19 protein-coding genes are annotated in these 19962 nt (G+C 55.8%); 7 read left to right on the forward strand and 12 right to left on the reverse strand.

Going from position 1 to position 19962, the window contains the following annotated elements; all coding sequences use genetic code 11:
• Positions 1-9: 9 nt before the first annotated feature.
• The 6 genes from ACFQDM_RS13170 to ACFQDM_RS13195 form a co-directional block, all read right to left on the reverse strand.
• Entirely contained in the window at positions 10-1494 is a 1485-nt protein-coding gene (locus tag ACFQDM_RS13170) for a methyl-accepting chemotaxis protein (protein ID WP_377379774.1), read from the reverse strand.
• A gap of 236 nt (positions 1495-1730) precedes the next feature.
• Positions 1731-3221 carry a methyl-accepting chemotaxis protein gene (locus ACFQDM_RS13175; RefSeq protein ID WP_377379776.1) on the reverse strand — a complete coding sequence of 497 codons (1491 nt, stop codon included), beginning with the start codon at positions 3219-3221 and terminating at the stop codon, positions 1731-1733.
• A gap of 132 nt (positions 3222-3353) precedes the next feature.
• Positions 3354-4832: a methyl-accepting chemotaxis protein gene (locus ACFQDM_RS13180; protein WP_377379778.1), complete on the reverse strand. Its 1479-nt coding sequence runs from the start codon at positions 4830-4832 to the stop codon at positions 3354-3356.
• Positions 4833-5027: 195 nt separating this feature from the next.
• On the reverse strand, positions 5028-5435 hold the full coding sequence (locus tag ACFQDM_RS13185; protein ID WP_377379779.1) for a hypothetical protein: 408 nt from the start codon (positions 5433-5435) through the stop codon (positions 5028-5030).
• Between the two features lie 3 nt (positions 5436-5438).
• Positions 5439-6479, reverse strand: coding sequence for a MaoC family dehydratase (locus tag ACFQDM_RS13190; protein WP_377379781.1), 1041 nt, complete (start codon positions 6477-6479; stop codon positions 5439-5441).
• Positions 6480-6519: 40 nt separating this feature from the next.
• Positions 6520-6795, reverse strand: a complete 276-nt coding sequence (locus tag ACFQDM_RS13195; protein WP_377379783.1) for a hypothetical protein — start codon at positions 6793-6795, stop codon at positions 6520-6522.
• A 404-nt stretch (positions 6796-7199) separates the two neighbouring features.
• Here ACFQDM_RS13195 and ACFQDM_RS13200 point away from each other — a divergent pair, with 404 nt between their 5' ends.
• Together ACFQDM_RS13200 and ACFQDM_RS13205 are read left to right on the forward strand one after the other, a co-directional pair.
• A complete protein-coding gene (locus ACFQDM_RS13200; RefSeq protein WP_377379785.1) occupies positions 7200-7688 on the forward strand; it encodes a response regulator in 489 nt (162 codons plus the stop codon).
• Between the two features lie 151 nt (positions 7689-7839).
• Positions 7840-10038, forward strand: coding sequence for a TonB-dependent receptor domain-containing protein (locus tag ACFQDM_RS13205; RefSeq protein ID WP_377379787.1), 2199 nt, complete (start codon positions 7840-7842; stop codon positions 10036-10038).
• A 20-nt stretch (positions 10039-10058) separates the two neighbouring features.
• On the opposite strand, the gene ACFQDM_RS13210 is transcribed toward ACFQDM_RS13205, so the two are convergent.
• Genes ACFQDM_RS13210 through ACFQDM_RS13220 form a run of 3 tightly spaced genes read right to left on the reverse strand, consistent with a single transcriptional unit; the run spans position 10059 to position 12545 of the window.
• Entirely contained in the window at positions 10059-11327 is a 1269-nt protein-coding gene (locus ACFQDM_RS13210; protein ID WP_377379821.1) for a glucuronyl esterase domain-containing protein, read from the reverse strand.
• 54 nt (positions 11328-11381) lie between these two features.
• Positions 11382-11729, reverse strand: coding sequence for an ArsC/Spx/MgsR family protein (locus ACFQDM_RS13215; RefSeq protein ID WP_377379789.1), 348 nt, complete (start codon positions 11727-11729; stop codon positions 11382-11384).
• An 18-nt stretch (positions 11730-11747) separates the two neighbouring features.
• Positions 11748-12545, reverse strand: coding sequence for a hypothetical protein (locus ACFQDM_RS13220; RefSeq protein ID WP_377379791.1), 798 nt, complete (start codon positions 12543-12545; stop codon positions 11748-11750).
• Positions 12546-12831: 286 nt separating this feature from the next.
• On the opposite strand from ACFQDM_RS13220, the gene ACFQDM_RS13225 reads away from it, so the two are divergent.
• From ACFQDM_RS13225 to ACFQDM_RS13235, 3 genes are all read left to right on the forward strand, one after another.
• Positions 12832-14379, forward strand: a complete 1548-nt coding sequence (locus ACFQDM_RS13225; protein ID WP_377379793.1) for a GNAT family N-acetyltransferase — start codon at positions 12832-12834, stop codon at positions 14377-14379.
• Positions 14380-14444: 65 nt separating this feature from the next.
• Complete coding sequence (locus tag ACFQDM_RS13230) at positions 14445-15890, forward strand: tetratricopeptide repeat protein (RefSeq protein WP_377379795.1); 1446 nt, start codon at positions 14445-14447, stop codon at positions 15888-15890.
• A 271-nt stretch (positions 15891-16161) separates the two neighbouring features.
• Positions 16162-16461, forward strand: a complete 300-nt coding sequence (locus ACFQDM_RS13235) for a hypothetical protein (protein WP_377379797.1) — start codon at positions 16162-16164, stop codon at positions 16459-16461.
• Positions 16462-16485: 24 nt separating this feature from the next.
• Here ACFQDM_RS13235 and ACFQDM_RS13240 read toward each other — a convergent pair whose 3' ends face one another.
• Genes ACFQDM_RS13240 through ACFQDM_RS13250 form a run of 3 tightly spaced genes read right to left on the reverse strand, consistent with a single transcriptional unit; the run spans position 16486 to position 18342 of the window.
• Positions 16486-16869 carry a metallopeptidase family protein gene (locus ACFQDM_RS13240; protein ID WP_377379799.1) on the reverse strand — a complete coding sequence of 128 codons (384 nt, stop codon included), beginning with the start codon at positions 16867-16869 and terminating at the stop codon, positions 16486-16488.
• Positions 16870-16921: 52 nt separating this feature from the next.
• Complete coding sequence (locus tag ACFQDM_RS13245) at positions 16922-17590, reverse strand: hypothetical protein (protein WP_377379801.1); 669 nt, start codon at positions 17588-17590, stop codon at positions 16922-16924.
• Complete coding sequence (locus ACFQDM_RS13250; protein WP_377379803.1) at positions 17590-18342, reverse strand: hypothetical protein; 753 nt, start codon at positions 18340-18342, stop codon at positions 17590-17592. The genes ACFQDM_RS13245 and ACFQDM_RS13250 overlap by 1 nt, the downstream gene beginning before the upstream one ends.
• Before the next feature lie 213 nt (positions 18343-18555).
• Here ACFQDM_RS13250 and ACFQDM_RS13255 point away from each other — a divergent pair, with 213 nt between their 5' ends.
• Both ACFQDM_RS13255 and ACFQDM_RS13260 read left to right on the forward strand, forming a co-directional pair.
• Positions 18556-19386, forward strand: a complete 831-nt coding sequence (locus tag ACFQDM_RS13255; protein ID WP_377379805.1) for an inositol monophosphatase family protein — start codon at positions 18556-18558, stop codon at positions 19384-19386.
• 183 nt (positions 19387-19569) lie between these two features.
• A partial coding sequence (locus tag ACFQDM_RS13260; protein WP_377379807.1) for a hypothetical protein occupies positions 19570-19962 on the forward strand: 393 nt, incomplete at its 3' end.

Consider the following 19962-nt stretch of genomic DNA (forward strand, 5'->3'; position numbering starts at 1 on the left):
TGCCTTGCCTTAGCTCACCAGCCTCATGGCCAGCCCTTTGACCTGTTCGGTCGATTGCTGGATCTGAAGGTTAGTGGCCGCAAGGCTGTCCACGCCATGGGAAATATTGCTGATGGCACTCGTCGCGCCGCTCATATTGCGGGAAATATCCTGTGTGACACTGGCCTGTTCTTCGACCGCGCCAGAGATCGACATGGAGATATCGCTGACCTGAGAAATGACATTCGCAATCTCGGCAATGGCATTCACCGCCTGATCGGTCGCGAACTGCACCGCATTGATCTGTTTGGAGATGTCATCAGTCGCTTTCGCAGACTGGTTCGCCAGCGCTTTCACTTCACCCGCCACGACGGCAAAGCCTTTACCCGCTTCACCAGCGCGCGCCGCTTCAATGGTCGCGTTCAGGGCGAGAAGGTTTGTCTGCGCCGCAATGTCAGAGATCAGGCTGATGATCGCACCGATCTGATTGGCCGATTCTGCCAGGCTTGAAATCGAGGAATTGGCAGACTGGACTTTCTCGACCGCATCCTGAGACACGCGTGAGGCAATCGTGACCTGCTCTGAAATTTCGTGCACGGAGTTTGCCAGTTGCGTGCTGCCTGCAGCAACATTCTCGACATTCTCAGAGGTCTCGCGTGCCGAGGCCGACGCTGTCGAGAGCTGTGACGTCGCATCTGTCACGCCTTCGAGGATACGCGTCAGGTCTTCATTCAGCTGATTGAACACAGCGTCGCGCTCTCTGCGCCTGGTCACCTGTTCCGTGATATCGGTTGCGAATTTGACCACTTTGAATGGCTTGCCATTGTGATCGAAGATCGGGTTGTAGGTCGCCTGAATAAAGACTTCCTTGCCGCCTTTGCCGATGCGGCGATACTCGGCCGATTGAAACTCACCGCGGCGCAGCGCCTGCCAGAAGGCGTCGTACTCAACGCCCTTGTCCTCCGGCGCCACGAACATGGAGTGGTGCTTCCCGCGGATTTCATTGATGTCATATCCGATGGTTGCGAGGAAATTGTCATTCGCCGTCAGAATGGTGCCATCCATCTTGAACTCAATCGTCGCCTGGGCGCGATCAATGGCGGTCATCTTGCCCTGGTCATCGGCAGACTGACGCTTCTGTTCGGTGATGTCAGACGCGATCTTCAGGACAGAAATGACCTGACCCTTGCGATTGACGATTGGGTTATAGGAAGCCTGAATCCAGATTTCCTCACCGGTTTTGGAGATGCGGGGATAGGCAGCTGACTGAAACTTGCCTGCGCCAAGGTCGGCCCAGAATTGCTTATAGCTCTGACTTTCGCGCTCTTCCGGGCGCACAAACATCGCGTGGTGCCTGCCCTGAATTTCCGAAAGGGAATAGCCAAGTGTCTGCAGAAAGTTTTCATTCGCATCCAGGATCGTGCCATCCGGTGTAAATTCGATGATGGCTTGCGACCGGTTCAGGGCTTGCATTTGCAGGCCGTGAACATTTCCGTCTCCAAAGTTCAGTATCATGTCCAATAACCCTATCCCAGCCCCGTCGATTGTTATGTGGGTGTTAATCGGGGCCGGACTTCAGGGTCGTCTGAATGCGTTAAGTTGCACTTTCGCCAATAGGTGAAAAGTTTTGGTAATTTTCGTATTAACTAAAATACGCGCCTGTTCAGGGGAGACTGACGCGCACGTCATAAACCGAAGGTCTTATGAAATGCGCGTATTGGTTGTAAATAATCTTGACGCCAGGTCAGTGTCTAGGACGCAATAGAGGCCGATAATGCCTTAACTTTCTGCGTCGAGCCCTGAACTTCACGTGTTGCTTCGGCAATCGTGTTAATTCCGTCGCTGATATTCCCGACCGCATTGGTCGCTTCCATCATGTTGGACGAAATGTCGCGGGTCACAGCGGCCTGTTCCTCGACAGCGCCGGAAATCGACATGGAAATCGCGTTCACATCGGTGATGATCTTCTCGATGCCCTCAATCGCAGAGACCACAAGGCGTGTTGCATCCTGAACGGCGCTGATCTGTTTCGAGATGTCACCGCTTGCCTTGGCTGATTGCGTGGCCAGCTGTTTCACTTCACTCGCAACCACCGCGAACCCTTTGCCAGCTTCACCGGCACGCGCTGCCTCAATCGTTGCGTTCAGCGCCAGCAGATTGGTCTGCTCAGCAATATCCGAGATCAGGCTGATGATCGCGCCGATCTGATCTGCCGACTGGGACAGTTTCAGGATATGGCCATTCGTCGCCCGCGCTTCGTCAACGGCCTTTTCAGAAATCTGATACGCCTTGGACGCCTGCTGTGAAATCTCGTCGACCGAGTTTGCGAGTTGTGAACTGCCAGAGGCGACATTCTCGACGCTGGAAGATGTTTCAGCGGACGCCCGGGCGACTTCTTCTGCGCGCTGTGCGGCGCGGCGGATAATTTCCTCCACGCTTGTCAGGTCACGGTCGATTTCCGCTGTGACCTGCTGGCGTTCATTGCGCGCGAGCACACGATCTGTGATGTCGGTGGCGAACTTGATCACCTTATAGGCCTTGCCGCGGAAGTTCAGGATCGGCGTGTATGTCGCCTGAATATAGATCGGCTTGCCGTGCTTGTTGATGCGCTTGAATTCGCCTGATTGGGCTTTGCCTTCGCTCAGCGCGCGCCAGAAAGCCTCATATTTCGGCCCACGTTCTTCTTCAGGCACGAAGATCGCATGGCGTTTGCCGACAATCTCGTCGCTCTCATAGCCAACCGTCTTGCAGAAGTTCTCATTCGCTTCCTGGATTGTGCCATCCATAGCGAAGTGGATCACCGCCTGGGACTGGTTGATCGCCGTAATCACGCCCGCAGCCGTGCTTGATTTTGATTTTTTGGCGCTGATATCGGTCGCCAGCTTCACAATCCCGGTCACCTGACCATGGTCATTCATGATCGGATTGTACGTCGCCTGTATCCAGACGGATTTGCCGGACTTCGTGACCCGGCGGTATTCATCGGTCCGGAATTCACCCGAGCGAAGCGCGTCCCAGAATGCGGCATAGTCAGCCTTGGCGCTTTCTTCCGGATCGACGAACATGCGGTGGTGCTTTCCCACCACTTCGTCTTCGCGATAGCCCATCAGATTCAGAAAATTCTTGTTGGCGCTTTCAATGACACCATCTGGCGAAAACTTGATGATCGCTTGAGAGCGATTCAGTGCCGAGAGGATTTGGCTATCGTTCTGGGCGTGCGTGTTCCAGAGAGAGAATGCCATGCGGGTAGGTCCTTTTCGCGGCTAGGCTTAATTATTCTGTCAGCTAGCTTAACCATCAGGTCTTACGATCTCGTTTTGATCGGAGGTTGGATTTTGCTCCGATCACTTCATTTTTTGTGAATGAATTCAGCGTCAGGACGCGATTGAACTGGACAGAATTTTCATCTTTTCGGTGGACTGGCGCACATCATCTGTCGATTTTGCAATCCGATCAAAGCCCGAGCTCACTTCTGCCACCATCTGGCTGGCATTGCGCATGCTGCGGGAAATATCCTGCGTCACGGCGGATTGCTCTTCAACGGCTCCGGCCACGGATGTCGAGATCTTGTTGACCTCGTTGACGACATACTCGATCTCGGAAATCGCCGTTTTGGAGTCGGTGACAGCCGACAGAATGGCCTGAATCTGGCTCGTGATTTCTTCCGTCGCACGGGCAGACTGGGTCGCCAGCTGCTTCACTTCGCTTGCCACAACGGCAAATCCCTTGCCGGCTTCACCGGCGCGCGCCGCCTCAATTGTCGCATTGAGCGCGAGCAGGTTTGTTTGCTCGGCAATGCTGGAGATCAGATTGACGATATTGGTGATCTGTTCAGCAGCCTGAGACAGGCTTTCAATATTCGTGCTTGCCACATGTGCGCGCGTGACGGCATCGCTGGAGATTGTTCCCGCCTTGCTGATCTGTTCCGATATCTCGGCAACCGAGGCGGCCAGCTGGACGCTGCCCGTTGCCACCTGCTCAACGCTCGAATTGGTGTTCTTGGAGGCTTCAGCTGACTTCTCAGCTTCGGCGACAACTTTTGTAATGGCGGTCTGAATGCGCGCAATGTCGGCATCAATCGCCTTCATGGTCTCGTTGCGCTTCATCCGGCCGGTTTCATCCGTCGCGAATTTGACGACTTTGAAGACTTTGCCGTCCATGTCGAAGATCGGATTATAGGTCGCGTTGATATAGAATTCGCGTCCGTTCTTGCCGATCCGGCGATATTGGGCCGCCTGGTATTCGCCGTTTTGCAGCGCTTTCCAGAACGCATCATATTCCGGGCCTTTTTCTTCCTTGGCGACGAACATGGAGTGATGACGTCCCTGGATCTCATCCAGCGAATAGCCTGTCGTCTCCAGGAAGTTCTCGTTTGCATCGAGAATCCGGCCATTCGGCGTGAAGTGAATGACAGCCTGAGAGCGATACAGCGCGTCAATCTGGCCAGCATTCTCAGCCGATGCGAGTTTTGCCTGCGTGGTATCGCTGGCAATCTTCATCACGGCGATCACATCACCGGCTTCGTTCTTGATCGGATTGTAGGACGCCTGGATCCAGACCTCGCGCCCATCTTTGCCGAACCGGCGAAACTCGGCACTTTTGAACTGACCGGCGCGCAATTCGGCCCAGAAAGCCTTGTAGGCATCTGAGTTCCGCTCATTTGGCGCGACAAAAATCGAGTGATGTTTTCCGCGGATTTCCTCCAGAGAATAACCGACGGTGTCGAGAAAGTTCTGATTGGCGTTGCGGATCGTACCATCAGGGTGGAATTCGATAATCGCCTGAGACCTGTCGAGCGCTTCCATCCGTCCCGCATCGGTTACAGTATTGTTATTCTTTGATTTCCCGAACATTTTAGGGTCCCCAGATCATGTTCCCTTTACTGGGGGACAGTTTGTCGCAGGGGAGGTAAATTATTTCCGAATTCGCGCTAACAAAATCCTTCGACAATTTCAGCGTGTATCGAATTTAATCTAGAGCGAAAATTAAACTTGTTCAGTTTCAGAGGGTTAATATCCGAGTTTATTCTGGAAAGGATTGAAGAAAAATTATTTCGCGGCGCTTTTTGGCAGTTTTGTCGACACAAACCAGCCAGCCGTCTGATAGGCTGCGGCGATCATCAGCAGCAGATCAAGCAGGTCATATCGCACAAACCAGGCGATGATCGCGATGGCGATGCAGAGCAGATCGAGCTTGTCTTCACTGATCAGCAGGCCAAGCGGCTGACGCGCCGCTTTCACCTGAGCCATTGTGACCTGATAAATCCCGTTCAGGGTTGGCGGGCCGAACACATCCTGCAAGGCCCGCGGTTCCAGAATGCCGGTCAGTTCACACAGATCCCCCGCACGCGCACGTCCCTCCTGAACGGCCTGGCGTCTTGCGCCGGTACCGATCAGGCTGACAATGGCGGATACGATGATCGCGATGGCGATCAGGGGTTCTGCGGAACCAATCATGAATTACCGTGCTTTCGGAATCGCTGCCCAGTAATCAAAGTCGAGCAGGACGTTTGGAAGATATTTTCCATCTGTGCCCTTATACGGGTACTCCTCGCAAGGCAGATCTTTTGTTGCGATCAGACGCAGACGCAGCGCGCCTGTCTTTTCGGACAGCTCTGCCTTGTCCAGCACTTCTGACCAGGCATAAATCGTGTCGCCTGCGAAAAGCGGGTTACAGTGTGTCCCGCCATTGATGGCAATCATCTGGGCGGCATTGGCCAGACCGTTGAAAGCCAGGCTGCGCGCGGTTGAGATCACCACACCGCCATAGATCAGACGGCGTTTGTTGCGCGTCTCGGCCTGAACATGCTGGTTGAAGTGAACCTTCGCTGTGTTCTGATACAGACGTGTCGCTGTCTGGTGCTCGGCTTCCTCAATCGTCATGCCGTCGACATGGTCAATTTTCTCGCCAATGTCATAGTCTTCATAGAAGTCGGTCGAACCGGCGAGTTCGCCATCATAAGAGGCATAGTCTGCATGGGCGGACAGGCTGGCCGGGTCAACAACGTCCGGCAGATCGGGAATGACGGTTTCCGGCGCGTCGCTCAGCGGGTCCTGCTTATGGACCATCACCCAGCGTACATAGGACAAGACCGTTTCGCCATGCTGGTTCGTGCCTGTGGTGCGCACATAGACAACGCCAGTCCGGCCGCTGGAGTTTTCCTTGTGACCGATCACTTCAGACGTCGCGTAGAGCGTGTCGCCTGGGAAAACCGGTGCGAGGAATTTGCCGTCGGCATAACCAAGATTGGCAACCGCATTCAGCGAAATGTCGGGAACGGTTTTGCCAAACACGATGTGGAAGACGATCAGGGGATCAATCGGCTGACGCTCAAAGCCTGCGGCTTCTGCAAACGGCGCGGCTGAATACAGCGCATAGCGCGAACCGGTCAGCGAGCGGTAAATCGCGAGATCAGCTTCCGTGACGGTTAAAGGTGTGGCGTGTTTGAGCACACGGCCAAGCGTGAAATCCTCAAAATAATTGCCAGCGAATGATTTCATCTCAAACCCTCCCGAAGTTTTCGCAAGGTGAGGGTATGCGTCAGGAGAAGCGTTCTGACAAGCGGTCGAGATAGTCGGGTAGCTCGTAAATGCCGCTTTCGATCTGGCTGACCATATCCTGAAGGATCGGGGCGTGCATCTCGGCAAACGGTGCGCTGGCAGCGCTGAGGCCGGCAACCAGCAGGACCTTCATATGGAAGCTTTGGAAGACTCCACGCATGGCTGACAAAGCATTGGCAAGTGGCCAGCCGAAGATCATGAAAAGCAGCGCGGCTGTCAGTCCAGATGTCCAGGCAAAAGATGAGATCACAGGCATCAACTCTACTCCACGGATGAAGAGTCTGCATGGGGGAGTTTAAATTCGCGTCTCGCAGGCGCGTGCAATTCTGAAGAAATTTGCAGCGAATCGGAACCAGTTCGGGCGCGCGCACGTTGTTTGCAAAGTGAAAATTGGACCAGATAGACCAGAAAAACGCGAAATCTGGAAAAATTCCTGAATTCACAATCGAGAATAGAAAAAATAAAAGAGCCAAGTAAAGCAGCGGTATATTCGGATTATTAAGTAGATTTCATGATCGAATGCTTACCGTAAAGCATAGTGCACATTGGGTGATAAATGAATGAATGTTTACCATTAACCGTGTGTTAACCAACGTAAATTTACCTATTTGCAGCGTTAACATGTTCAGGGCTGATGGCGCGACCCAAGGAAGGTGCAGAATGGCTTCCAAACTGAAAGAAAAAGTCTACGGCTTTGCGGCTTCAGACATTCATGGTTTTTCGCCGGTCCAGAATGATCAGGCAGGCCATCGGATCGCAATCGTTGAAGACAATGACTGGGATTACACCATGCTCAAGCACATGCTCGAGCGGTCCAATCTCCCGGTCGCAAGTCTTGAACGGTTTGAGTCGATTGATGAGCTTTTGCAATTCGATCCTGAGGCCTTCGACGTGGTGGTCCTTGACCGCTATCTCCCGCTGAGTGGTCTCAGCGAAACCCGGATCAAGGAAGTGCGCGCGCGGTTCCGAAACTGCGGCGTGCTGATCCATACCGGCCATATCACGCATTCTCTTCGATCGGCTGCGGCCCATCAGGGCGCGGTGGCCGTCGTCGAGAAAGGCGGCCTCGATGAGAAGGCGCTCGCTTTACTCGTCGAAACCGCAGCCGTGGTTGGACCGACCATCCATATGCCGGGTGAAATGCACTAGGCGCAGGTCTGAGTGCTCGTCAGGACATCATCATTGATCTGGAAAGCCGCCAACAGGCGGCTTTTTTTGCATTCGAAAAATTCTTCCAATTTTTTCTTGAACCCTCTGATGTCGCGATATAGTGACGTAATAATATTACATAGAGGGCTTCATGAAACGAATTTTGCTGATCAGCGCCGCCATTCCCTTCGCCGCCGGGGCCGCCTTTGCGCAGGCGAGCGAGCAGGAGTTACGCGAAGAGACGATCATTGTTTCGACACCGGGGCCGGAGCGGTCTGCCGGTGAGATGATCTCTCACGTCTCGGTGATGGATCGCGATGACCTTATTGCAGATCTGTCCGGAACCCTGGGGGACACGCTGGATCGTCAGCCCGGCGTTTCGACCACTTACTTTGGTGCAGGCGCCAGTCGTCCCGTTCTGCGTGGCCTCGGGGCAGAGCGCGTCCTTGTTCTGACCAATGGTCTTGGCGCTGTTGATGTCTCGGCGGCCTCTCCCGATCACCAGTCGACAGGTGATGGCATTGATGCCGAAGCCGTTGAGATCCTGCGCGGACCTGCTGCGCTGGCCTATGGTGGTCAGGCGATTGGCGGCGTGGTGAATGTGCTGGATGGTCTCATCGTCGACAGCCTGCCGGAAGAAGGGGTGAGCGCGGATCTGATGGCGGCCGGCACCACGGTGAATGATGGCGCCGAACTTTCCGGCCGGACCCGTTTTGTCAAAGGGCCTTTCGTTCTGACACTGACCGGCTCCATGCGCGATGCATCCGACTATGACATTCCCGGCTTCGCGGAATCGGCTGGTTTCCGCGCACTCGAAGAGGCTGAAGATCACGACCATGATCATGACGAAGATGATCACGATCACGACGAAGACGAACATGACCATGAGGGTGATGAAGAGCACGCACGCGATGTGCTCGAAAACTCATACCTTGAAACACAGACGCTCGGCGCAGGGCTGAGCTGGATTGGCGAGGACGCATTCTTCGGTGTTTCTGTTCGCCAGACCACGTCCGAATACGGTCTTCCCGGTCACAGCCATGATCATGGCGACGAGCATGATCATGAGGAAGAAGAAGATCATGACGACCACGATCACGATGAGGACGAACATGATCATGAAGAGGGCGAGGAACACGCGCATGAAGATCCGTTTATCGATCTGAAACAGACGCGTATCGACCTGAAGGGCGGTTTGCTGTTCGACGGCGGCGTTGTGACGAAGCTCGAAGGCGCGCTGTCCTATTCCGATTATGAGCATACCGAGTTTGAAGCGCCGGGCGAACCGGGGACACGCTATGAAACCGATGGCGTTGAAGGCCGTCTTGAGCTTGATCATACACTTGGCGGTTTCGATGGCGCGCTTGGCGTTCAGTTCTCCGACATCAGCTTTGCGGCATTCGGCGAAGAGGCGTTCATCGCACCGACAGACACCACCAGCTATGGCGTGTTCCTCTATGAAACCCGCGAATGGGATGATGGCTTCGGCGTTGAGGGTGGCCTCCGCCTTGAGACGGTCGACTATCAGAATGACCGCTTTGGCAGCCGTGGCTTTGACATGCTGAGCGGATCGCTCGGCGTCCACAAACACTGGACAAGCGGCTGGTTCGCGGGCCTGCAGGCCACATATTCCGAACGTGCACCAAACCAGAGCGAGCTGTTTGCAGACGGGCTTCACCTCGCAACCGATCAGTATGAGGTCGGCGATCTCGGACTGGACGTCGAAAAAGCGACCAATCTGGAAGCAACGCTTCGTTGGGAAAGCGCGTCTACGGAAGTCGGCGCAAGCGTCTTCTATACCGATTTCAGCGACTTCATTTACCTGACGCCGGGTGAAACGCTGCAGGACGGCGTTCTGGTTGATGAGATTGATGAAACGCCGGTCTATCTCTTCCGTCAGGAAGATGCCGAGTTTGTCGGCTTCGAGATTTACGGCGAGCATCGCTTTGATGCGGCCATCGCAGGCGCGCAATGGAGCGTGAATGGCAGCCTTGAATATGTGGAAGCCGAGCTTTCAAACGGAGAAAACGTGCCTTACCTGCCACCGCTGACCTTCAATGGTGAGCTCAAGGCGGACTGGGGCGCTTATAATCTGTCGCTCAACACCACACTCGCGGGCGAACAGAATGATCCGGGCGTCGGCTCGCTGGAAACCGATGGCTATGCGCTGTTCGGGCTGCGTGGCGCACTCGACGCGGCGACCATCTTCCCGGGCGCGCAGGGCGTTGAGATCTTTGCAGATCTGCGCAACCTGACCGATGAAGACGTTCGCTATTCGACATCGGTGCTGAAAGACACGCTGCCTGCGCCGGGGCGTAATCTTCGCTTTGGTGTGAAAGCCAGCTTCTAGGCATCACAATGATTGGGCGCTCATTCTGAGAAATGAGCGTCCAGCCATGCCAGGAAGGGCGTCCAGTCTTCCGGCGTGATCCCATGCGTGCCCTCGCGAAACTGAAAGGCGAGGTCCGCATCTGGATCGAAATCTCCCAGATCTCTTGCGTCAAACGTCTCGCTGCCGAGCAGTGCATAGACCGCTCCGGCGGCTTTGGCCGCGGTGAACGCTCCTTTCGGATCAGACCATTTATCCCGCGCAGAATTGCCAAGCAGCAGGAGACGCGGCGCCATCAGAGCGACCAGCGCATGCTGATCAAATGGCAGATCGTCTGCGCGTTCGGCGTATAAGGCATAGCTTGGGCTAAACCAGTGCGGATAGGTTTCGGTGATCTCTTCTATGCTTTCCCCGACACCGTTTTTCTGGACAGAAGCACCGCCCGTTCCGGACTGGTGGGCGATTACGCCCGCAATGCGCGGGTCCAGCGCGCCTGCCAGAAGAGACACTTTGGCAGAGCGTGAATGGCCGAACAGAATGACGCGTGTTTCGTCGAGCCCGTGATCTGTTTCGACATAATCTGTGATCCGGCTGGCCACCCAGGCCCAGATGCCGATCGCGCCATAGGGGCCGTGATCCATATCGGTCTTTGGTAGCTCCGCCAGCGCCTCCAGCCCGGCCTCAGAGGCATCCGGCACGATCATTCCGGGATAATACGCGCCAAAGGCAAAGCCATGATCAATCAGCGCTTCCAGCGGTGGGGTCTCGATATACCGACCGAAGATAAAGGTCGCGATCGACATGCCAAAGCCGTCATGATCGCAATAACCGGGATAGGCGAGGTCCTCCGGGCGCTCGACGCCGTCAAAGGGCAGGGTAACGTCATTCGGGCAAGAGCCCGCGCCCAGAATAACGGGATGCGGCCCTTTTGTATTCGGGACGACGAAATGGACATCCTGACGATAGGTCTCTGCGCCGATGGCGAGCGATAGCTGAACGCCGATCAGGCTGGCCTTGCCGTCCAGAAATTCCGGATCAATCACCTTGCGGGACACGGTGCTGGCGCGAATGTCAGCTGGGCGACTGCCATAGACCTGGCTCAGCAGCATATTGCGCCAGAAGGGGGCGCGAATCTCGCGCCATGCCTCTGGCGTTGTGACCTCTGCCATGCCGCCGATTGGCGCCAGCAGGTCCGGTTTTGCAGGGCTGGTTTCCGGCGTTTCATTCACGCGCGGAAGCAGAAAGGTTGAGCAGCCCGCAACACCGCCAACAATGACGAGAAGGATCGCCAGCCCTAACCATTTGAGCACTCTGATCAAGAAAGGCTCCTTTGGAACGGTTGAGGGCTGCCGGCGGGTCTGCTGCTAGCGAATGTCCAGCAGGTTTTCGATCGGGCGACCGAGCACGGCCTTGTCGCCATTGATGCCGATCGGGCGCTGAATGAGGCGTGGGTTTTCCGCCATGGCTGCAAAGACTTCATCGTCGCTGGCCGTGTCCGGGAGTTCGAATTTCTTGGCATCCTTTTCGCGCAGGAATTCGCGCGGTGAGGAGACGCCCATTTTCTTTGCAATGTCTCGAAGCTCGTCTTCGCTCAGAGCTTCAGATGCATTCATGTATTTGCGCAGGTCGACTTCAACCCCTGCATTGTCGAGCAGGTCCAGTCCATTGCGGGACGTTGAGCAGGATGGATTATGGAGAAGAATATAGCTCATCTATGTAGTCGTAACTTTCTATTGTCCGAGATCCGTAGCGGACCCGAAATCTTCAATCGGCGTCTGTATGACGCCGGGTGTGTTCATAGCCTCTGAGTAGAGGAGCCATGCTCGGCTTGCAGCCTCGTCATCGCATGTCACCTGAACCCATTGGTATCTGTCTTCCGGTACTGGATCTCCATCGATCATGTCGACCAGATCTTGCAGTCCGACCTCGTACACATGGCCCTCAACCCGAATAATGCCATACCCTTCAGAAAGGTAGCGCAAAATTTCAACCTGATCGCCTGGCGCCAGCGCCAGTTCAATGACGTCACTTGCCTCGCCGGGTGTGAAGGCTTCGAGCGAGCCTTCGGCGATCACGTTTCGCTTGGCGATCTTGTTCATGATGACGAAGTTCAGCTCGTCGTCAGCGGCCCGTGCTTCATTCCATTGGTGAATGGTGACATTCTGGTCGAGCGGGCAGGAGATCTCCGCGGCCAGAGACAGATCGGAATTGGCGCGCCCCATCAGGACGACATTTTCGCCCTCAATCGAGAAGCCATCGGGATACTCGCCTGACCAGCCATCGCCGAAATACCAGCTTTCATCCTGCGTCGTCAGCAGGTCTGTCGGTGGCAGGACAGCCACGTCCGTCTCTGGCGTATCTGGCTCGCTGGTCTCCGCGGTCTCACGCTCTGGCGGTGCTGTATCTGCCGGCGTTTCAGGCGGCGTCTCGCTGGCGGCTGGCGTTGGTGGCTCTTCCGGTTTCTTGCCGGGGCCACAGGCCGCAGCCAGCAGTAAAACGGTCAGCGCGGGAAAAATAAGTTTCGACAAATGTGTGCCTCCCACGGGTTCCGACCCAGTATGTCTTTGCCCGGTTTTATTTGTACAGTATCAAATCAGCCTGCACATGTTCAACCGCTCTGATCGGTCAATATTTTATCATGCACAAGTATGAGATTTCTCGCTATCGCATGAAAGTGACTTATCTTTCGCTTTTGGCTAAGAAAACAGTCCCAATCCGGTGAACTGACGTAGCTTTGCCTGGCACAGACGAACAAAAATCATCTGTTTCATGTTTTGCTTGAAACCTAACACAGACAAGGGCAGTTGACATTTCATGTCTCAAGAACGCCGTAAATCGTCCGTCACCGTCCGCAATGCAGAGCTTGCGGATATCCCTGGTATCGTTGCCCTGACAGGCCGCATCTACAAGGATGAGCCGCCATACACGCCTGGTATGATCCAGGGACAGATCACGAAATTCCCGAGTGGCCAGTTCGTGGTTGAGTATGACGGCGAGATTGTCGGTTATGCCGCAAGCTTCCGGATTTCAGAGCGTCTCTGCATGGGGCCGCATACCTGGGATTCCATCACGGGCGGCGGCTATGGCGCACGTCACAGCCCGAAAGGCCAGTGGCTTTACGGCATGGAGGTTTGCGTCGATCCGGATCGGCGTCGTCTGCGCATCGGTCAGCGCCTCTATGATGCCCGTCAGAGCCTGTGTGAAACCAAGGACATCAAGGGCATTGTGTTCGGCGGGCGTCTGCCGGGCTGGTCGCGTCGCAAGCGCAAATACCCTGATCCCGTCGATTATGTGACAGCCGTTGAAGAGAAGAAGATCACGGATCCAACCGTGAGCTTCCATCTCAAACAGGGCTTTGAATGCATTGGCATTCTGCGAGGTTATGCTCCGGATGATACGCCATCCGGCGGTTTTGCGACGCATATGGTGTGGCGCAATCCTTATTATAGCGGCGAGGCTGATCAGAAAAAACCGAAACACTTCCTCACGGATTCGGTGCGCATCTGCACGGTTCAGTTCCAGCAGCGCATGGTGAAGGATTTCGAGGAATTCATGGGCAATGTCGAATATTTCGTCGATGTTGCTGCCGACTATCGGTGTGACTTTGTCGTCTTCCCGGAGCTGTTTACGCTGCAATTGCTGGCGTTCGAGGAAAAGCGCCTGTCTGCCGTTGAGGCCATTGAAAGCCTGACGCGCTATACGCCGCGCTTCATTGATGAAATGCGCCAGCTCGCCATCAGCTATAACATCAACATTATCGGCGGTTCGCACCCGACCCGCACCGATGATGGCGACATTCAGAACGTCGCCTATGTCTTCCTGCGTGATGGCTCCGTCCATGCGCAGGAGAAGATCCACCCAACGCCGGATGAGCGCAGCTGGTGGGGCATCAAAGGCGGCGATGAGCTCCAGACCATTCTGACCGATTGCGGTCCGATCGGCGTGCTGATCTGCTATGACTCCGAATTCCCGGAACTTGCCCGCAAGCTCGCTGATGAAGGCGCGCGCATTCTTTTCGTGCCGTATTGTACAGACAGTCGTCCGGGCCATTTGCGCGTGCGTTATTGCTGTCAGGCCCGCGCGATCGAGAACCAGTGCTATGTCGTCACCTCCGGCAATGTCGGCAATTTGCCGAATGTGGAGAATATGGACGTACAATATGCGCAATCGGCCATTCTCACACCGTGCGACCTGCCATTTGCCCGCGACGGCATTGCTGCCGAAGCGAGTGAAAACGTCGAAACGGTCATCATGACCGACCTTGATCTTCAGGATCTGAACTGGGCGCGTGTTGAGGGCAGTGTACAGAACCTGCGAGACCGCCGCTTCGATCTTTACAAGACGCAGTGGAAAGGCAGCTAGACTTTCGGCTGCAGCGGGTGAAAAATACTTCAGTTATGTCTGACGGGTAGGTGGGAGGCCTGTGGATGCTGAAGTCTGTTCTGGTGGCTGTGCTGGGCTTGTGCCTGGCGGGCCTGTTTGGTGGCGCGCGGGCGCAATTCCTCGATGTGACCCCGGTTCCTGAAGCCCGCTGGTCGGAACCGGGCAGCGTTTCCTACACGCAGAACGAAAATGCGAAACGCCTCTATGCGGCGGGCCAGTATGATCAGGCGAAAGCCATTTGGGAAAACCTGATCCGGTATGGCAGCCTTGAGGCGCTCAACAATCTGGGCGTCTATTATCGCGAAGGCAAAGCCGTGCCGAGCGACTATGCGAAGGCTGTTTCGCTCTGGCAGCAGGCCGCCGAACAGAATTTCACCCCATCCCTGATGAACCTTGCCGGGCTTTATCGCTCGGGTTATCCGGGCCAGCCTGCTAATGCGCAGAAGGCCTTTCAGACCTATGTTCTGGCGGGCCGGGCAGGCGATGAAAACGGCGCCTATATCGCGGCCAATATGGCCTTTAACGGCGAGGGAATTGCCTCCAATTTCGCAGACGGTCATCGCCTGCTTATGCTGGCGGCTGATCTCGGCAATCCTTCGGCCTTCCTGACCATGGGAAAGTTTGACGAGCTGGGCCTCAATCCGGACGGCGACCTGATGTCGGCCCGCAACTGGTATGAGCAGGCCGATGCCATGGGCCATCCGCTGGCCGCAGCGGCGCTTCGCGACCTTCCACCGCTCGACATGGCGTTTGTAAACGCCCTCATGCGTGAGGGACGTCACAGCGACGCCCGCCGCATCGCCTATCGTCTTTGCTGGGAGGGCGGCGATGCCTATGCCTGCGAATTGCAGGGGCGTTATGACCTGCTGGGAGCGACAGGCGTTTATCGCGACTATGCCAGCGCCGCTAAAGCGCTTGAGAAAGCCTGCAATGGGCGCGTCGGCGATGCCTGCGTGAATTTTGCCCATGCCGTTGCCGAAGGCAGCCAGCTCGCACCTCAGAAATTCACCCGCGCGCAATTCTCAAGAGCCGAATATGAATACACCCGCGCCTGCGACGAACAGCAGAACTATAATGCCTGCGCCGGGGTCGTTTTCTTCAATTATTACAGCTATTTCGGGCTGAATAACGGTCAGAAGATCATGAAGTATGGCGGTCAGGCCTGCATGAATGGCGGCAATGATTTTGCCTGCGATGTCTGGATGCCCATGTTCAATGCCTCCGTGCCAGCCGTCTCCAGCGGCGGTTCCGGATCAAAAATCGGCAATTTCCTCGGCAATACGCTCGCTGCTGTGGTCGGTGGGCTCGCCGCAGGCGCTGAGCAGTACAACGCCAATTCGGGCTCTACGAGCAGCTATCGCAGCACCAGCGCGACCAGTAGCGCCAGCACAGACACCAGCATGCGTGATTTCAATCAGTATCTGAACTCCGTGAAGTCCATTGGTACGGCTTATTCTGCGCCTTGCCCGCCCAGCAATCCATACTGTTAACCGGCTCAGATGAGCGCTCAATAATCTGCCAGTATTGCCGCACTTCCGGGGCTCGCTTTCGGGCGATATGGCCGAGATTGCTGCAAGGCTGTTTCTTGAAATGGCGCTTTAACCGAAAATTCTTCTGCTGAACAAGAATAGGTAATTTCTAATACCTTGAAAACGCAAGAATACTTAATTTTTGGGGCAATTTGAGTGAGTTTTCAGGGTTGTTCTTATCATTCTCTAACCTTTTTCAACCAGTGTTTCAGGACCAAGGTTGGAGGAATGGATGATCTGGACTGTCGTGGTCGTGGTCTTTGTGGTGTGCCTGCTGATTCTGTATACAGGATATGTGCGCCGTGAGATCGACTCGGCGTTTGTCAGCCAGGATGCCATGCTCGCGCGGTTCGGTGGCACGATCCACGATATGCGCAAGCGGACCAACCAGCTCGTTTCCGACCATGAACGTCTGCGCCAGAAGGTCTGGAAACTCGAGGAAGACGTGCTCCGTCTGCGCAAGCTTCAGGCGTCCATGATCCAGGATGAAAAGCCGGAAGAGGTTTCCCTGCGCGACAAGAACGTTTTCTAGGAAAACAACGCGGCCCACCCCGCCTCAATCGGTCAGGCGGTGCATTTCCTCATCAGAATATCCGAAATGATGGCCAAGCTCATGGACCAGAACATGGTGGATGAGCTCTTTCAGCGTCACATCTGGCTTGCTGCGTGCTTCGGCAAGGATGGGCAGGCGATAGAGAAAAATGCGGGGGCTTTCCGGGTAAGGGAAGGTGACGCTGTCGATGGTCAGCGGTACGCCCTGATACAGCCCGCTCAGGCTCATCGGGTTTACAATGTTCAGCTCTTCCAGAACATCACGATCGGCAAGGTCCTGCACATGCAGCACCACGCGCCCGGCAGCACGGCGAAATTCATCCGGCAGCTGCGCCCAGGCCTGCTCGGTCAGCTCACGGAATGTATCCAGATCAGGTTCATGTGTCATCGCCCGACCTAGATGTGGTCGGGCGAGACTTTTGTGAAGGGCGAAGCGGGCCTTATGCGTTCGGATCGCCGATTTTGCCTTTCAGCGCCTGGACGCGGATACGCAACATGCCTTCATGCGAGAACGTACGTGAAGACAGGCTCTCTGCACCGGAAAATGTGGTGTAGGATCCGCCCGTACCGGTATAGCCCTGGCTCTGTAGCAGTCTGGTTTCGTGGGACACGACCGCTTCGCCAACCCGCTCCGGATCTGTGGTGACGAGCACGAAGGCTTCACCATCACGAGGCCGGAACTGCACACCGAAGACCGATCCGATGTCCATGTATTTTTCGCGGTCAAAGCGACGCGTGATCTCACCTTCCTCGTTCAGAATGGCGATATCTGCGGCAAGCGTCCGGTGCTGGGCTTTCAATCCGCCAATGGTCAGCGCGAGATTTTCTGTCTGAGACGGCAGCGAAAACACCATATAGTTCGTCGACAGGCCGCCTTTTGTGAAACACGGCGTGTCGTTCTTGAACTGATAGATCTCATCCGACAGTTTCTTCGGCTTCTCCGGCGCAAGCGCTTGCGGCGTGAGAAGGTCGGGCTCTGCATCACAAATCTTGTCCGTGATCTCCACAACCGCCATTGGCGGCGGCGGGGATGAGGCACATGCGGCGAGCAGCATTGCGCCCGCCAGTGCGATATAGAGGCCTGGTTTCATCCGAGCAGCCTGCATCATTATTGCAGCAGTCGGGAAACAGCGAGCGCTGTTTCGGTGAGTGCGGCGGTCACACCTTCCCGTGCGAGTTCCGGATTGGCTTCCAGATCATCGATCGAATTGAAGGCATATTTCTCGTCTGGTGCGATGGTGACAATGACGTCCGGCTGCGCGACCGGGTTATACATGACCCGATTGTCCATATGGATGGTTTCCGGGTCCTGCGGATTGCTCAGACGCACCTGCGCGGCGGCATAAGGGCGCCATTGCGTAGAGCCACCAACGAGCTGGTAGCCATAGCCGGCACCGGCGACGTCCAGAATGGCGGTTTTCTCATCGGCCTGCGCGTCGCTGACAAGCTGGACAAAATCACCCGGTGATTTGCGATCGAGCGAGACACTGTCCAGCTCATAGCCGGAGTCAGTCAGAGCGGCTTCAAGCGCAGCGTCAAACACCGCTTCGCCGTCAAATTCCTGTTCGGCGAGTGTGGCGCGAATACGTGCGCGCTGATTGGCTTCGATATTGGCTTCCACACCCGCAGCGATGGCGGCAACGAAAAGTCCGGCAACCGGAACGGCGGCAGATGCAGCTGACGTCAGGTTCGCGCCATTTGTCGCCAGTTTGCGCGTGTCGGCTTCTTCCGGAAAGGATTGTTCGACGATCAGGATTTTTTCGACACCCGCAAGTTCGCGATCATAAGGTACTGGCGCATAAGGCGTCACGCAGGCTGCAGTGGTCAGTGCGAGACCGCACGCCAACAAAGTCTTTTTCACGGTTTTACCCCCCGAGATACATTTGCAAGCGGGCACTCACTCGCCCGCAGGATAAATCGTTACAGCACGGTAATGAGCGGTCAATCTTTAAATTGATTTTCCAACAGGTTTAGCCAGAGGCGGGAGTTGTGTTCGAGGGTGTTTTTCGCCCCGTCTCACCGGCATATCGTGCAGCTTACTTTACAAACACGGTGCATGAGGCATGTAACCAGCATGGCTTTTTCAGATACCAGGATGGACCAGCTCCGTCATATCCTTACAGACGCTGCTCAGGCAGAAATCCTGCCGCGCTTCCGTGGGCTTCAGGCTTCTGATGTCGATACGAAGACGTCTGCGATTGATGTTGTGACGGCGGCCGATATTCAGGCTGAGATCCGCATCACTGCGGCCCTGAAAGCGGCCTTCCCCGATGCGCTTGTGTTCGGTGAAGAAGCCTGGGCGAAAGACAAATCCGTCCTGAACGGGCTTGCTGACGCTGAACTCGCTTTCATCATTGATCCGGTGGATGGCACGCTGAACTTTGTCAAAGGCCTGCCTCTGTTTGGCACCATTCTGTCGATCACCTCAAAGGGCGAAACGATAGGCGGTCTGCTCTATGATCCGCTCAATGACAGCTTTCTCATGGCAAGTAAGGGCGCCGGCGCCTTTCAGGTGTTTGGCGATGGCGAAACCCGCCGCGTGAAAACGGCCGCGCCGACCGATCTGTCAGCCATGTCCGGTGCGCTCTGCCTGATGTTCTTTCCAGACCCGATCAAGGCGCGTGTGGCCGCCAATCTCACCAAAATCGGTCCCTTTCACGGGCTGAATTGCTCGGTGTTTGATTACTGGCTGGTCGCCACGGGCAGCGCACATTTTACCGCCAATTTCTGTGGCATGTACTGGGACCATCTCGCCGGCACCCTCATTCATGCCGAGGCAGGCGGCTATAATGCCCACTTCGACGGCACGCCTTATAATGGCCGCGGCGAACCTGCCAATGTGCTCTCAGCACCGGACAAGGAAAGCTGGGAGCTGATCAAACGCGAATTTCTCGGGGTTGAATAAAGCGATCCTCGATCGGGCCGTTCGCGAGTTGTCCTCTCTCACCACACCGCAGGTTCCAGCGCAGGCTGGTATCGCCGGATTGAGAGGGGAAACCCTCCGCTGTCATCCCGGACTTGATCCGGGATCCAGCACAAAAACCAAAAACTAATCCCACCCCGGCGCGGCGCCCACATACTGGCACGCATGTCAGAGCCCGCATCCAAACCTGTTGATCTGCGCCCCGTTTTCACGGAGATCGCCACGCGCCTGGCGGGTTTCATGGCCCGGATCGCGGGCTATGCAGAAGATGCTCTGGAGCCGGAGGAAGACCCGGCAAGACGCCCCTCGCACATGATGCTGGGCGCGAAAAATACCCTGATCCTGCAGGTCCGGCGCATGGAATACACGCTGCGATGCTTCATTCTGTGGCTCGCCGCAGAGCTGTTACAGCGCGCAAAAGACGAGCCCGGTTTTGCAGACGGCCTCACCCTCACGCCGCGCGTTTCGCGGCCGGCGCACCCCGATGATCCACCGCCCAACACCTGGATGATCGAACAGGATCAGGCGCTGCGTGATGCCCTGTCAGACCGCGTGCGC

Source organism: Ponticaulis profundi (assembly GCF_042659465.1).
Lineage (GTDB): Bacteria > Pseudomonadota > Alphaproteobacteria > Caulobacterales > Hyphomonadaceae > Ponticaulis > Ponticaulis profundi.